Genomic DNA, 14,148 nt, shown 5'->3' with positions numbered 1-14,148 from the left:
GAAGGGCTTGAACTCCCTGAAACTAGTTCGTGCGCACCGACGGCATGTCGAGGAACGCGGTCTCGTAGCCCTCGTGGCGCGCCACCTGCGGCGGCGCGTCGAACGATATCGTAACCGAGTCCGGCGTTTCCGAGACGGGTGCGCCGTAGTGGTAGCCGAGGTCGGGGTCGAGGGTCGCGGTGAGCGCGCCGTCGTGAACCACGTCGCCGCCCGCGGTCGCGCGCGCCGAGACGGACGCCATCGGGAGCGGGAAGCGGTTGTAGGGCGTTCGCGGGGAGGCGGCGAGGTAGCTGTCGGACTCGCGGCCGCCGAACCGCGCCGCGTCGTCGACGGCGACGACCGGAACGGCGGCGTCGCCGCTCGTTCCCGACGCGAGCAGCGTGCCGGGGAGGTCGGGTTCGGGCGCGAGCTGGTTCGTCGGCACTTTCATGTCGTGCGGTTCGACGGCGCCGCGCTCGCCCGCGTTGTCGAGCGTTCGGTACGGAATGGTGTCCACGCGCTCCGCGAGATACGTGAACTCGAACTCGAACTCGGCGCTGTCCGGGGCGTCCGCGAGCACGCCGGTGCGTTTGCTGGACCCGAACGCGACGGTGACGGTCGCGGTGTAGTCGCCGTTCCGCGGGATCGCGACGTTGTCACCGAAGTGAACGCCCATCGGCTGCGAAATCATCGGCCACGGCGACACCGACGGCACGGATTCCTCGCCGTCCGGGAGCGCGAACTCCACGCTCGGGTTCGCCGCTGGTGGCACGATACCGGTCTCCTCGTGCCAGACAACGGGCATCACGTGAATCGAGTCCTCGCTTCGAATCGTGACCTTGTTCGTTCGCGTGCCGGTGACGAGCCAGAACCGATGCGGGTAGCTGTACGTCAGCGCGCACGTGTAGGGGCCGTCGGTCGCCATGCCGAACGACTTCATCCCTTCGACGTGCGTCGGATAGTAGACGGCGTTCGGGCGGTCCTCGACGAGCGGCGGCGCGTACGCGGAGGACTGTCGACCGAACCCGAGCGCGTCGAGACAGCCCGCGAGCCCCGCGGTACTCGCCGCGCCCGCGGCGGCGAGGAAGCGCCGTCGGTTCACGGCTCCGCCTCCGGGAGCGCGCGCCGAGAGCGCGGCGGCAGGAGGTAGTTCCCGCGGCTCACGACGTTCATGTACTGGAGGATTCCGTTGTTGTTCCGCTGGCCGACCGCGGAGTCCTCGGCGGCGTCGGTGCCGTTCATCGCCTCCCTGGTCTCCACGAACTCGCCGATTTCGCGCTGGAGGCTGACGAAGTGCAGGCCGGCGCGCCCGCCGTCGGTCGAGTCGAAGTCGCGGCGGAGGATGAGCGGCGACCCGTCCTCCCGCACGCCCTCCATCTTCTGCGAGTGGCCGACGACGCCCTGCTCGCGCGCCGCTTTCTCGGGGTCCTCGCACGCGCCGACCGCGCTGCTCGCGCCGAGGTTCTCGCCGACGCCCTCGACGCGGTCGTTCTCCGCGTGCGCGGGACAGAACATCTTTGCGACGCGCTGATAGCGCGAGTCCTGCTCGTACCACTGGTCGAGGTTGAGTTCGATGTAGCTCGCGTGCTGGGTCGCGCCGCCCGCGAACGGCCCGGACTCGATGGTGACGCGGTCCTCGGTCGCCTGCGCGCCCCGGAACCCCGACTTGAACCCCATGTAGAGCGGGGAGTCCTCGTCCACCGTGCCCTCTGGGACGCCGGATACGTCGTCGTGTTCCGCGGGTAATCCGTCGCCGACGAAGCCGGTGCGGCGGTCCGCGACCGAGAACACGCCGTCCCAGCTCGTCGTCTCGACGCCGTTCGCCTCTGACTTGTTTCCGCGGAGCGCTTCCTCCGCGCCGAGGAGGGCGTCCCCGCGGTCGCTCGCAAGGTGGAGGACGGCGTCCGGCGTGTCCGCGTCGGGGTCCTCGAACGGCGCGAGCGCTTCCGGCCGCGGGAGGTCGACGCCCTCGGGCGCGGCGTCGAACCGGTCGAAGTACGCCCGCGAGTACCCGAGCGTGAACAGCAGTCCCTCGTTGCTTCGCTCGTAGGCGCGTTCGAGCGACCGGAGCGCGGACTCGACGGTCTCGCGGTCGCTCTGGCTGGGCGTGCCGTCGCCGGTGTAGTCGAGAAGGAGGAGGGCGTGATGGCGGGCGTTCAGGGCGTTTCCGGCGTCGTCGACGGCGAGCGCGTCGTTCCACGCGTGCTGGCGCTCCGGGAGCGCGGAGAGGTCGTCCGCGCCCGTGGGAATCGCGCCCGGGGAGCGGTCGAGACACGCCGCGAGCGCGGACGCGCCGCCGATGGCGACCGCGGACTTCACGAACTCCCGTCGCGGAATACCGCGTCGGTCCTGAGACATACCCAGTAGTTCGGCGGACGGCCCTAAGGCGGGTATGGTACGTTCTTCGAAACCGGGAATCAGACGTGCGGGGCGAACACGTCGTCGTGCAGGCGGCCGGTCACGTCGTCGAGAATGATGCGGAGGTTCTCCGTGTCGAGACGGTTGTACTTCACGAGGCGGTCGAGCGCGGCGTCGTCCCCATGTCGGTCGTAGCGCTTCCACAGCCGAACGGCCTCCCGGCCGTCCACGTCCTCCACGCCCTCCCGGCCGACGCCGAGGTCCTGCTCGATGGACTTGAGGCCGCCGGAGAGACCGAGTCGTTTGCAGAGGTACATCAGGTCGAGGTGGGGCGTGTCGAGGTCGAGGTCGAAGTTCGATTCGAGGAACGGCTGGTCGAAGCGCTTGCCGTTGAAGGAGACGACCATCGACGCGTCCGCGAGTTCGCGTTCGAGCGCGTCCACGGTGAGGTCCCGACCTTGCACGAGCGTCGTCGTGTCGCCGCCGCGGTGGACGCTCACCGTCGTCACGTCGTTCGTCGCGGCGTCCAGCCCCGTCGTTTCGATGTCGAAAAAGGCGGTGTCGTCCCGGATGTTCTCGTAGAGCCGCCAGAGGCTGCCCGAGGGAAGCGTCTCCGCGAGCGTGCGGTACTCGCCGTCGTCGAGCGCGCGGCGGGCGTCCCGGATGTAGGACTGGATGCGGTCGCCCGTCTTCTCGCCGACCAGTGAGGGGTCGAACTCGTCCCAGTGGGTCGCGCCGTCCTGCCAGAGGCGTCGTTCCGTTTTCTCGCCCACGCCGTCGGCGGCGATGAACGAGTTCTCGATTCGCATACCACTTTCTGGGCGAGTCCCGGATTTAGGGTTGACGCACGACGCTCGGCCGGTCGGCGATGACGCCGTCTACGCCCTGGCGGGCGAGCGCCCACGCGACACCGGGCGCGTCGATAGTCCACGCGTTCACGTCGAACCCGTGCTCGTGCGCTCGGCGGACGGTGCGCGTGCCGAGACAGAGCGCGACGCTCGGATGCACGGCGACGCAGTCGAGTTCGTCAGCCACGGCGAGGTTCCCTCGCGGATTCTTGGCGAACAGGAGTGCGCGCGGGAGCGCGGAGTCACGGAGCGCGACGGGGTCGAACGCGGACACCCACACGTCGTTTTCCACGCGCTCGGCGGCGGCGTCAACGTCGCTGCCGAGGCCGCGCTCCTTCAGTTCGACGTTCACGGCCACGCGGTCGGGTACGGCGTCTAGGAGCGCGTCGAGCGTCGGAACGCCCGCGCCGCTGTCGTGGACGGAGAGCTCGTCGAGTTCTCGCGCGCTCAATCGCTCGACCCGGCCCGTGCCGTCGGTGACGCGGTCCACGGTCGCGTCGTGACACACCACGACCTCGCCCGAGGCCGCGCGCCGCACGTCCACCTCGACCGCGTCAGCGCCCGTGCTCCGCGTCACGGCGTGCGTGGTGTTCTCGGGGTTGACGCTCGCAAATCCTCTGTGGGCGATGAGGGAGACGCCGCGCGCCGCCGGCGCTGGCAGCGCGTCGAGCGCGCGCTCGACCACCGCGCCGACGGTGCGACTCAGCATACCCGAACCACGGGCGCGGTCGCTCAAAGCGTTGTCGCCGCGACCGTTCACGGTCGTTAAACGGTCTGAACGGTCTACGACTATCGCGACCCTATAACGTCCACCGGCGCCTTGGAGTACTCGTGGAGCGCTGACCGGGTGCGGCCGCCGCGAAAGACCCCGTTGTCGCGAGCGGCCGCGTGGATGGGCTCGGTCGTCGCTCCGCCAGAGGCACGGTGTCTACCATGCTCCGCCCGCGTCACTCTTTCACACAGCGGGCGGAGGTCCGATATGCCCTTATGGGTTCGTGTAAGCCTTACCGCTATGGCAGACAGTCCGCTCGACAACATGCTGGCGCAGATGGACCGCGCCCGCGAGTACGTTGACATCCCCGACAACATCTACGAGCGCCTCCAGTCCCCGGAGCGCACGCAGAAAGTCAGCCTCCCCGTCGAGCACGACGACGGCCACGTCGAGGTGTACGACGGCTACCGCTGTCAGTTCGACAGCTCCCGCGGCCCCTACAAGGGCGGCATCCGCTACCACCCCGGCGTCGACATGGGCGAAGTCGAAGCGCTCGCGGGCTGGATGACGTGGAAGACCGCGCTCGTCGACCTCCCCTTCGGCGGCGCGAAGGGCGGCATCGTCTGCGAACCCAAGGACCTCTCGACGCGCGAAATCGAACAGCTCACCCGCCGGTACACCGAGGGCATCCGCCGCATGATCGGCCCCGAGATGGACATCCCCGCGCCCGACATCAATACGGACGCGCGGACGATGGCGTGGATAATGGACACCTACTCCGTCTACCAGGGGTACGCGGTGCCGAACGTCGTCACCGGAAAACCGCTCGAAGTCGGCGGGACCGCGGGCCGCGTCGAGGCGACCGGCCGCGGCGTCACCATCATCACCGAGGAGACGTTCCAGTACCTCGACGCCGACTTGGACGGTGCGAGCGTCGCCATCCAGGGCTTCGGGAACGTCGGCGGGGTCGCCGCCCAACTCCTCACCGAGCGCGGCGCGAACGTCGTCGCCGTGAGCGACGTCACCGGCGGCATCTACGACCCGAACGGCCTCGACATCGAGGACGTTGCCGCGCACGTCGCGGACGGGAAGACGTTCTCCGAGTACGAGAACGCGAAACGCATCTCGAACGACGACCTCCTCCGCCTGGACGTGGACGCGCTCATCCCCGCCGCTATCGAGGACGTCATCACGACCGAGGTCGCCGAGGACCTGCGCGCCGACGTGGTCATCGAGGCCGCGAACGGTCCGACGACGTTCGACGCGTCCAGCGTCCTCGTCGAACGCGACGTGCCCGTCGTCCCCGACATCCTCGCGAACGCGGGCGGCGTCATCGTCTCCTACCTCGAGTGGGTGCAGAACACCCAGCAGTACTCGTGGGACCTCGAAGACGTGAACGACGACCTCCGCGACCGCATGACGATGGCGTTCGACGAGATGGTCGGCGTCTACGACGAGAAGAACATCCCCGACCTCCGCACCGCCGCGTACACCATCGCGATGGAGCGCGTCGCCACCGCGCACGAGTACCGCGGCCTGTTCCCCTGAAGCGTTACCGCGTGTAGTAGCCGAAGACGATGAGGAACAGGACGAGGACGCCGAAGCCGCCGACGGCGAACCAGACGCCGGCGAGTTCGGGTGCGCCGGTGATGTTGGGGAGGGCGAGCCAGCCGGCGGTGAGGAGCGCGGCGAACACCAGCGCCGCGACGTAGAGTTCGGCGAACCGGTAGATGGCGCGCCCCTTGTCCATACTACGTGTATCCGTGGTCTGTCACGTAAACCCCGCGGTGCGCGCGTCGGCGACCACGGTGAATCTCGAATACTTTTAACGCCGTACTCGTATAGCCGGACTATGGAACGAGTGGACGTGGCGGTCGTCGGCGGCGGTCCGGCGGGGTCGTCGGCCGCGCGAACGGCCGCGGAGCACGGCGCTGACGCCGTGGTGTTCGAGAAGGGAGTGCCGCGCGCGGACCGCCCCGAACTGGGGCCGGATTCGACGGACGCCGCGGGCTTCCTCGACTACTGGGTGGACATCGCCGAGTTGGACGTCGACGCGATGCCGGAGGGCGTCTACCAGCACCGCCTGGACAAGGCTGAGTTCATCGGGCCGAGCGAGACGATGGAGCTCGACCGGACGGGCATCGAGTCCTCCTACGACGAGTTCGGGTTCACGTTCCACCGCGCGCGCCTCGACGACTGGCTTCGCTCCCGCGCGGAGGACGCGGGCGCCGACTACCGCGTCGGGACGAGCGTTCGGACCGTGGACACCGACCTGTCGGGCGAGCCGTCGCACACGCTCACGCTCGCGGACGGGAGCGAAGTCGAGGCCAAGTACGTGATTCTCGCGGACGGCCCGCAGCGCCAGGTGACGATGCCCGTCCTCGACCAGTACCTCCCCGCCGAGCGCGCGGCGTCGGAGGTGCTGTCGCCGCGGACGGTGAACCACATCGCCTACCAGGAATATCGAGAGATTCCGGAGGAGGTCTTCGAGCGGAACAACATCAAGTTCTGGTGGGGGTGGATGCCGGGCGAGACAGCGTATCCCTGGATCTTCCCGAACCGGGACAACGTCGGCCGCGTCGGTTTGACGATGCCCATCGGGATGGACATCGAGGACTTCGACAAGTCGAAGTACCGCCTGCTCCGGGAGGACGACGAGCGAATCCCGTCCGGCAAGGTGTACATCCGACGCCTCCTCGAGGAAGTGTACGGGGACGAGTACGACATCGAGGAGGACTTCCCCGTCATCGAGGAAGGGTACGGGAAGTCGAAGGGAACGGAGACGTACGCGATTTCGAGCACGCGCCCAATCGACTCGCCCACCGAGGCGAACATCGCGGTGGTCGGCGGCGCGATGGGAACCACGTCGGCGTTCCACGAGGGCGGCGACCACGTGGCGATGCGGACCGGCGCGCTCGCCGGCCAGTACGCCGCCGAGGGGATGCTCCACGAGTACAACGAGGCGTGGAAGGAAGCCATCGGCGACGAACTCCTGCGGAACGTCGCCATTGCGGACGTCGTGAAGGACTACGGTCCCGACGACTGGGACAAGACGTTCGACGTGGCCCAACGCATCCTCGAGAAGTCCACGGGCGGGTCGCTCATCAGCCGGAAGACCGCGAGCGTCGGCGTGCACGGCCTCAAACTCTACCGGAGCTACCGGAAGACGAAGAAGAAGTTCGCGAACGGCGGCTACGTCCAGCTCCGCCAGACCGAATACGAGTACTAGGCGGCGACACGGCCTTACGCGCACAGCCCCGATTTTCTGTATGAACACGAGCGACACCGAGACCGAGCACGTGCGCGTGTGGCTGGTCGAACGCACGTATTCCGACGACGAGCAGAACTTGATTATTCTGACGTACGCGACGCCGGACGGCGAGCGGTACTTCCGGAAGGAGCGCGCGCTCACCAGTTTCGGGGATCACCGGGATACGACGGCCGCGGTCGACGCGCCCCCCGAGAACCTCGGGAGCGTGACCGACGCGGACGAGCGCGAGCAGTACGCCGCGGAAGCCCAACGGATGCGGGCCGACCACGACCCCGACGATGTCATCTAGGGGTCGTCGAACATCGCGAGGAACGACCAGAACAACCGAATGAGGAGGAGAACGCCGATGAACACTGCGAACAGCGTGAGTGACGTGCTATCGGCGACGGCGAGCAGGACGATATCCACGAGGAAGACGAGCACGACCAGCCAGCGGCGGATGGAGCGCAGGAGGGCGTCGTCCGACATGCGTGGGACTTCTGCCGGGCCGAATAACTGTTTTTCTACAGGAACGATTCGGCGTCCGCGCGGGTCGGGAGTGCGGGCATCGCGCCGCGGGCGGTGACGGCGGCCGCGCCGCAGGCGTTCGCGTAGGCGACCGCATCTCTTGCGCTCCGCTCGCCGAGGATGGCGGCGACGAGACCTGCGGTGAACGCGTCGCCCGCGCCGGTCGGGTCGACGACGGCGGCGTCGAATCCGGGGTGGTCGACGGCGGTGTCGCCCCAGGGCGAGTCGTCGGTGGCGAGGAGGCCCGCGCCCTCGTCGCCGCGGGTGACGGCGACGGCGGATGGGCCGGCGGAGAGGACGGCGTCCGCGAACTCGGCGTCCGGGAGCCACGGGAGGTCGTCGGGCGAGGTGACGACGAGGTCGCTCTCCGACAGGAGGCGGTCCGTTACTTCGCGGCGTTCGTGTTTCGAGTCCCAGAGGTCGGGGCGGCCGTTCGGGTCGAAGGCGACGCGACAGTCGCGGTCGCGGGCGCGCGCCACGAGGTCGCGGATGGCGGTGCGGCCGGGTTCCTGGGAGAGCATCACGCCGCCGACGACGAGCCAGGACGCGTCGTCGAGCGCGCGGTCCGGGACGCGGGCCGTGTCGAGGTGGCAGTCGGCGGTGTCGGTGCGGTAGAACTGGAAGGAGTCGTCGCCGGGCGCGTGGCTGACGACCGCGAGCGCGGTGTCGCGCTCGGCGTCCCGCTGGACGTGGTCGCCGACGCCCTCCGCGTCGAGCGTGTCCGCGAGGAATCGGCCGAACGCGTCCGCGCCGACCCGGGTGTCGAATCGCGGGGTGTGGCCGAGTCGGCTGAGGGCGACGGCGACGTTCGCGGGTGCGCCGCCAGCGCGCCGCGAGAACGACTCGACCTCGGGGAGCGGTCGGGGGCTGTCGGGGACGAGGTCGACGAGCGCCTCGCCCGCGACGAGAACCTCAGGCATCCTCCTCCGGCGACCACGCGCCGCCGACGCGGTCGTACCCCATCAGGTCGTCGCCGGCGTGCTCGGTGAACGCGACCTTCAGGTTCGGCTCCGGGACGCCGAAGCGGTCGCGGGCGTCGTCCATCGCGGCGAGCGCGAACGACCGGCGGCGGTCGAACGACCGCCCCTCCCGGATGTCCGCCTGCAGGAAGAGGCGGGGGCCGTCGACGGCGCGGCCGAGCGAGAGGTGTCCGTCGTCGCGCACGACGACGGCGACGTGGCCGGTGCCGGTGGCCATGTGGTCGCTGTAGAGCGCGGTGAGGCGGTCGGCGAACGCGTCGGCGTCCGCGTCCGGTATCTCGAAGTCGGCGTCGACGGCGAGCAGTGGCATATTCGAGAGCGAGGGCTACGCCGCCAATAGCTCTGCGGCTGACGAGGGGGCTAAGTGACTGGCCGTCCGCGTTCCGGTATGGACTGGCAGGAAGTCGAGGCGCACACGGGACGACGGTGGGAGCGCGCGGACGGCTACGCGGTCGTTTCCCTCCGGGAGACGGCGGGCGGCGACTGGGCGGTGACGTACGACCGCCTCCAACAGGCGCCCGAGGGCGAGACGTACGAGCGCACGAGCGAACCCACGGAGTCGGCGGCGCTCGACCGTGCCGAAGAGTACCGCGAGAACGACTCTCATTAGTCAACGGAGTTATTTTTCGGCCCGAAGGCCTTTGAAGAAGACACGTGTTTGTGTGGTATCGCAATGAAGAACACACGTAGCCTCGTGGCCGCGTTGCTCGCACTGACAGTCGTCGCCGGCGCGTTCACCGGCGGCGTCGCCGCGGCGTCCGCGGCGTCCCTCACGGCGACCCCGAGCGCGCCCGGCGAGACCGCACAGCACACCGCGACACTCACCGCCGGTTCCACGGTCGACACCTCCTCGTGGAACGGCTTCCAGGTGAACTACCAGGACGCCGGCGCGGCCGCGAGTAACGTCAGCGTCGAGGACGTCGCCACTATCGGCATCGACCGCGGCGACAATCGGACCGGCGACGCCGTCGACGTGAACGTCAGCGACGACCTCGCGAGCGTCTCCACCAGCAACAACGGCGAGACCCTCACGTTCGACCTCGGCGGCAGTTACAGCCTCTACGAGGGTGACGAGGTCGTTCTCGTCTACGAGAACGTCGTCAACCCCGACCAGGCCGGGTCGTACAACGTGACGCTCGACATCAACCCGCAGTCCAGCGGCTCCGAGGCGACTGCGACGTTCGACGTCGAGGACACCCAGCAGAGCACGACCACGCAGACGACTACGACGCAGACCACGGACGAGACGACCACGCAGAGCACGACGACCACGCAGACGACCGCGGATACGACGACTTCGGACACGACGACGATGTCCGATATGACCACGTCCGCGGACACCACGACGACCTCGGACGACTCCGGGTCCTCGGGTAGCACGCCCGGGTTCGGCCTCGGCGTCGGCCTGCTCGCGGTGACGGGCGCGGCGTTCCTCGCGCTCCGCGACTAAGGACTGTATCGGCTGACCGAGAGGCCTTCGCCGAGCGGGACTATCGCGGTCTCGAACGGCGCGTCTCGCACTTTTTCCACGTATTCCGCGATGCCGGCAGCGGCGTCGCTGGGCGCGGTTCCCGCGAACGCCTGCCGGAGTTCGTCGGGCGACGCGGGGCCGTCGAGGACGTTGTCCGCAACGACGAGCGCGCCGTCGCGGAGTTCCGGAACCGCGCGGTCGAGCGCGTCGGCGTACCGGGTCTTCTGGCAGTCGATGAAGACGATGTCCCAGGGGCCGTCGTGGGATTCGAAGCTCTCGAAGGCGTCGCCGGCCTCGAACGTGCAGCGGTCGGCGTAGCCCGCGCGGTCGAGGAATTCCGTGGCCCTGTCGAGGTTCGATTCGTCGAAGTCGGTGAGGACGAGGTCGCCGTCCGCGGGGAGGGCGTCCGCGAACCACGCGGCGGAGTACCCGAACCCGGAGCCGAACTCGAAGACGCGCCGTGCGTCCGCGAGGCGGGCGAGCAGGCGGAGGAATCGTCCGGCGTCGGGGCCGACGATGGGGAAGTGTTCGTCGTGGCCGTACTCGGTCATCTCCGCGAGTATCGGGCTCTGGTCGGGGTTGCCGGCGCGCACGGCGTCGAACGCGGCGTCAGTGAGTACGTCGCTCATACGTGAGGCACGCCGACGGAGGGGCTTAGCGATTCCGCCCGACCGGGAACGCGACGCGGTCGGGGTGCTCGTCGAACTCGTCGAGGACGCGCGCGTAGAGGTCGTTCCGTACTCTGGTTCCGGCGCGCGGTTTCACGAGGTAGCGCGCGCGTAGTTCCACCCAGGACTCCTTCTGCGTGACGTTCACCGTGGGGCGGTCGTTCACCTCCATCTCCACCGGAGTCTCGGCGAGCATCTCCCGGTAGTGCGTGACGTTCCGTGCCATCTCGTCGCCGAGATAGTCGTCCACGACCTCGCGGAGGCGGTCGCGCGCGAAGTCGAGGTCGGTCTCGTACGCGACCTGCACCGAGAGTTCGTTCCAGACGTAGGGGAACTCGTCGCGTGAATAGTTCGTGACGTGCGCGCTGAGGACGACGGAGTTCGGGACGGTGACGTGGCGGCCGGAGTGCTGGTTCGTGGACACGAGGTCGCCGTTTATCTCCCAGAGCGTCGTGACGAGGTAGTCCACGTCCACGATGTCGCCCTTGGAGTCGCCGATGGCGACGCGGTCGCCGACCTGATACGGCTGTTTGGTGGTGATGTACACCCAGCCGAGGAGGGAGAGGAGTGGTTGCTGGAGGCTGAGGGAGATGGCGACGCCGACGACGCCGAGGCTGACGAGCGCGGGGAGCCACTGTTCGGTGACGACGGCGAGCACGAGTACGGTTCCGACGGCGAGGAAAGCGAGGCGGACGATCGAGCGGAGGCGGTGCTGGCGGCGGCGGTCCCGCGTGTGCGAGAGCAGGGTGTCGAGAGTGAGCGCGTACGCGGCGGCCAGTGCGGCGAGCGCGGCGGCGCCGAGGAGAGCGTTCCGAAGTGCGGGCGCGAGCAGGACGCCCGCGAACTCGGCCGTCGGCCCGACGGCCGCCGGGACGAACTCGGCGAGCGCGCTGCACGCGAGCGCCGCGAGCAGGAGCGCGATGGCGCGGCGGTTCATGGACCGATTTCGGGCGGCCCGCGGGAAGTACCTACCGTCCGGCGAGTCGCGCGAGCGTCCCGGCGAGCGCCGACACGGCGTCCCGGCAGTCCGTCCAGTCCGTCCACTCGCGGGGGCTGTGCGAGAACCCGCCCTCGGACGGCGCGAACAGCAGGCCGGCGTCGGTGACGCGCGCGACGTGCATCGTGTCGTGTGCGGCGCCCGAGTGCAGCGCGAGCGCCGACAGGCCATTCGCGTCCACGGTGTCGCGGGCAGCGTCCCGTACGCGGCCGGCCATCGGCGCGGGCGGCACGTCGAACGGCCGCGAGAGCGCTGTCTCCACGCCGCGCTCGGCTTCGAGGCGGTCGAGCGACTCGCGGGCGGCGGCGACGATGTCGTCCATCGTCTCGTACTCCACGTCCCGGACGTCGACGCCGAGTTCGACGCGGCCGGGGACGACGTTCGTCGCGTTCGGCGACACGTCCAGGCTCCCGACCGTCCCGACCGCGGTTCCGTTCTCGCCGGCGGCGTCGGTGGCGGCGTCCTCCACGTCGAGCACGAACTCGCTCGCGGCGGTCAGCGCGTCCGTCCGCGCGTCCATCGGCGTCGCACCCGCGTGGTCGGCCTGCCCCTCGACGACCGCCTCGCAGTGCGTGATGCCCGTGATGTCCGTGACGACGCCGACGTCCGCGCCCGCGGATTCGAGCCTGGTTCCCTGCTCGATGTGGAGTTCGACCCAGGCGTCCCACGCGGCCGCGTCGAGCACGCCGTCGCCGCGGTAGCCGATGTCGCCGAGCGCGTCGTCGAGCGTCCGGCCGTCGTGTTCGTACGCCAACGCGGTGTCGAGGTCGCGTTCTCCCGTGGCGACTGACGACCCGAGCAAGCCCGGCGCGAACGACGCGCCCTCCTCCTCGGTGAACGATACCACCTCGACGGGTCGCGCGAGTTCGATGTCCGATTCCTGGAGCGCGCGCACGGCTTCGAGCGCGCCGTACACGCCGAGCGGCCCGTCGAAGATGCCGCCGTTCGGCACGGAGTCGAGGTGGCTGCCCGACGCCACCGACGGCGCGTCCGCGTCCGCGGCGTCGGGCACCCAGCGGCCCGCGATGTTCCCGACGGCGTCCACGCGCACGTCGAGGCCGGCGTCCTCCAGTCGCTCCACGAGGCGGTCGCGGGCGTCCCGGTTCGCGTCGCTCCCGGTCAGGTTCGTGCGGGCGGTGTCGCCGGTCGCGCCGAACGCGGCGTTCGCCTCGATGTCGTCGCGCAAGCGGTCGAGAGACACGTCCATGCCCGACGGTCGGACGCGTGGCTCAAAGAGTGTAGTGGAGAGTGGAAGCCGTCTCCGGCTTCCGACGTCAGAGGCACAGTGCCTGCGGCGTGCAGGCAGTCAAAAAAGCCCCCAAACCGACTTACGACGCCTGCTTTACCAGTACGGGTTTTATCAGTCCAGCCGGAGGTCCGCGGCGTCGGCGTCAGCGACGAGCGCGTACTCGCGGCCCGACCGGGAGACGACGCCCTCGTGGTCGAGGTGGTCGAGGTGGGCGTACGCCTCGCCCGGCCCGTGGAGGACGTGGATGGCGTGCAGGTCGCCGAACAGGTCGGCGCTCACCTCCCAGGGCGTCGCGGCCCCGCGGTCGCGGAGCACGTCGACCACGCGTTCGGTTCGTTCGGCGTGATGGCCGGCGATGTCGCGCGCCCGCAGCGTCGGCGCGAAGATGGGGCCGCGGTGGCCGGGCCACGCGCGGTCGAGGTCGAGGGATTCGATGCGTTCGAGGCTGTCGAGGTAGGTCTGGAGCGGGCGTTCGACGCGCACGTCCGCGCCGCCGACGTTCGGCGTGTACTTCGGGAGGAGGGCGTCCCCGACGAACGCCTCGCGGCGGCCCTCGCGCTCCACGAGGTAGCCGGCGAGGCCGGCCGCGTGCCCGGGCAGGTGGACGACTTCGGCCTCGTGCGGGCCGAGCGCGAGCGTGTCGCCGTCCACGACCGGCGTCACGTCCGCGGGTTCGCCCCGGATGTCGTCGTGCATATCGAGGAAGTCCAACAGTTCGCGCTGTTTCTCCTCGGGCATCCCCCACTCGTCGAGGAGTTCGCGCTGGCGCTCGTTCATCGCGGCGCGGGCGTCGGCGTCCCCGGCGACGAGCGGCGCGTCGGCTTCGTGCACGAACACGTCCGCGCCGCTCTCCCGCTGCAGGCGGCCCGCGAGCCCCGCGTGGTCCTCGTGGAAGTGCGTCAGGACGATGCGGTCGAGGTCGCCGGTCTCGTAGCCGGCGTCCGCCAGTTCGGCCGCGAGCTGGTCGTACACGCCGTCCGTGCCGACGCCGGTGTCGACGAGCGTCGTCGGGCCGTCGCCGGCGAGGAGGTAGACGCTGTTCCGGCCCTCGAACTCGGTGTTCCCGAGCTGGATCTGTCGCATACCCCAGGGGTTCGACAGGGGGGTG

At 69.6% G+C, this 14,148-nt stretch carries 17 protein-coding genes; 5 read left to right on the top strand and 12 right to left on the bottom strand.

The window, feature by feature from the left end:
* Positions 1-22 precede the first annotated feature (22 nt).
* The 4 genes from ACOZ4O_RS04370 to ACOZ4O_RS04355 are packed head-to-tail and all read right to left on the bottom strand — an operon-like array spanning position 23 to position 3,894.
* Complete coding sequence (locus ACOZ4O_RS04370; protein WP_424524092.1) at positions 23-1,081, bottom strand: DUF7350 domain-containing protein; 1,059 nt, start codon at positions 1,079-1,081, stop codon at positions 23-25.
* A complete protein-coding gene (locus ACOZ4O_RS04365) occupies positions 1,078-2,337 on the bottom strand; it encodes a DUF7405 family protein (protein WP_424524091.1) in 1,260 nt (419 codons plus the stop codon). The genes ACOZ4O_RS04370 and ACOZ4O_RS04365 overlap by 4 nt, the downstream gene beginning before the upstream one ends.
* Positions 2,338-2,396: 59 nt before the next feature.
* Positions 2,397-3,146: a ribonuclease H-like domain-containing protein gene (locus ACOZ4O_RS04360; RefSeq protein WP_424524090.1), complete on the bottom strand. Its 750-nt coding sequence runs from the start codon at positions 3,144-3,146 to the stop codon at positions 2,397-2,399.
* 25 nt (positions 3,147-3,171) lie between these two features.
* Entirely contained in the window at positions 3,172-3,894 is a 723-nt protein-coding gene (locus ACOZ4O_RS04355; protein WP_424524089.1) for a glycerophosphodiester phosphodiesterase, read from the bottom strand.
* 303 nt (positions 3,895-4,197) lie between these two features.
* On the opposite strand from ACOZ4O_RS04355, the gene ACOZ4O_RS04350 reads away from it, so the two are divergent.
* Entirely contained in the window at positions 4,198-5,445 is a 1,248-nt protein-coding gene (locus ACOZ4O_RS04350; RefSeq protein ID WP_424524088.1) for a Glu/Leu/Phe/Val family dehydrogenase, read from the top strand.
* 4 nt (positions 5,446-5,449) lie between these two features.
* Here ACOZ4O_RS04350 and ACOZ4O_RS04345 read toward each other — a convergent pair whose 3' ends face one another.
* Positions 5,450-5,647, bottom strand: coding sequence for a hypothetical protein (locus tag ACOZ4O_RS04345; RefSeq protein WP_424524087.1), 198 nt, complete (start codon positions 5,645-5,647; stop codon positions 5,450-5,452).
* A 102-nt stretch (positions 5,648-5,749) separates the two neighbouring features.
* Here ACOZ4O_RS04345 and ACOZ4O_RS04340 point away from each other — a divergent pair, with 102 nt between their 5' ends.
* A complete protein-coding gene (locus tag ACOZ4O_RS04340; RefSeq protein ID WP_424524086.1) occupies positions 5,750-7,126 on the top strand; it encodes an NAD(P)/FAD-dependent oxidoreductase in 1,377 nt (458 codons plus the stop codon).
* A gap of 40 nt (positions 7,127-7,166) precedes the next feature.
* Positions 7,167-7,457 carry a hypothetical protein gene (locus tag ACOZ4O_RS04335; protein WP_424524085.1) on the top strand — a complete coding sequence of 97 codons (291 nt, stop codon included), beginning with the start codon at positions 7,167-7,169 and terminating at the stop codon, positions 7,455-7,457.
* Here the strand turns inward: ACOZ4O_RS04335 and ACOZ4O_RS04330 are convergent.
* Genes ACOZ4O_RS04330 through ACOZ4O_RS04320 form a run of 3 tightly spaced genes read right to left on the bottom strand, consistent with a single transcriptional unit; the run spans position 7,454 to position 8,965 of the window.
* Positions 7,454-7,636 (bottom strand): hypothetical protein, encoded by a 183-nt coding sequence (locus ACOZ4O_RS04330; RefSeq protein WP_424524084.1) that lies wholly within the window; start codon positions 7,634-7,636, stop codon positions 7,454-7,456. The two genes, ACOZ4O_RS04335 and ACOZ4O_RS04330, sit on opposite strands and share 4 nt — an antisense overlap.
* Positions 7,637-7,671: 35 nt before the next feature.
* Positions 7,672-8,595 carry a carbohydrate kinase family protein gene (locus ACOZ4O_RS04325; RefSeq protein ID WP_424524083.1) on the bottom strand — a complete coding sequence of 308 codons (924 nt, stop codon included), beginning with the start codon at positions 8,593-8,595 and terminating at the stop codon, positions 7,672-7,674.
* Positions 8,588-8,965, bottom strand: a complete 378-nt coding sequence (locus ACOZ4O_RS04320; RefSeq protein ID WP_424524082.1) for a tautomerase — start codon at positions 8,963-8,965, stop codon at positions 8,588-8,590. The genes ACOZ4O_RS04325 and ACOZ4O_RS04320 overlap by 8 nt, the downstream gene beginning before the upstream one ends.
* Positions 8,966-9,043: 78 nt before the next feature.
* On the opposite strand from ACOZ4O_RS04320, the gene ACOZ4O_RS04315 reads away from it, so the two are divergent.
* Positions 9,044-9,265, top strand: coding sequence for a DUF7543 family protein (locus ACOZ4O_RS04315; protein ID WP_424524081.1), 222 nt, complete (start codon positions 9,044-9,046; stop codon positions 9,263-9,265).
* 63 nt (positions 9,266-9,328) lie between these two features.
* Entirely contained in the window at positions 9,329-10,105 is a 777-nt protein-coding gene (locus ACOZ4O_RS04310) for a hypothetical protein (protein WP_424524080.1), read from the top strand.
* Here the strand turns inward: ACOZ4O_RS04310 and ACOZ4O_RS04305 are convergent.
* The 4 genes from ACOZ4O_RS04305 to ACOZ4O_RS04290 all read right to left on the bottom strand — a co-directional run bounded on the left by ACOZ4O_RS04305 (position 10,102) and on the right by ACOZ4O_RS04290 (position 14,123).
* Positions 10,102-10,755 (bottom strand): O-methyltransferase, encoded by a 654-nt coding sequence (locus ACOZ4O_RS04305; protein ID WP_424524079.1) that lies wholly within the window; start codon positions 10,753-10,755, stop codon positions 10,102-10,104. The two genes, ACOZ4O_RS04310 and ACOZ4O_RS04305, sit on opposite strands and share 4 nt — an antisense overlap.
* Positions 10,756-10,780: 25 nt before the next feature.
* Positions 10,781-11,731, bottom strand: a complete 951-nt coding sequence (locus ACOZ4O_RS04300; RefSeq protein ID WP_424524078.1) for a mechanosensitive ion channel family protein — start codon at positions 11,729-11,731, stop codon at positions 10,781-10,783.
* Positions 11,732-11,762: 31 nt separating this feature from the next.
* Complete coding sequence (locus ACOZ4O_RS04295; RefSeq protein ID WP_424524077.1) at positions 11,763-12,998, bottom strand: M20 family metallo-hydrolase; 1,236 nt, start codon at positions 12,996-12,998, stop codon at positions 11,763-11,765.
* Between the two features lie 153 nt (positions 12,999-13,151).
* Positions 13,152-14,123: an MBL fold metallo-hydrolase gene (locus ACOZ4O_RS04290; protein ID WP_424524076.1), complete on the bottom strand. Its 972-nt coding sequence runs from the start codon at positions 14,121-14,123 to the stop codon at positions 13,152-13,154.
* Between the last annotated feature and the right edge of the window lie 25 nt (positions 14,124-14,148).

Origin of the sequence: Salarchaeum japonicum, assembly GCF_049705945.1 — an archaeon.
In the GTDB taxonomy this organism is placed as follows: domain Archaea; phylum Halobacteriota; class Halobacteria; order Halobacteriales; family Halobacteriaceae; genus Salarchaeum; species Salarchaeum japonicum_A.
The sequence above is the reverse complement of the archived record's forward strand: the minus strand, read 5'-3'. Positions and strand labels throughout refer to the sequence as shown.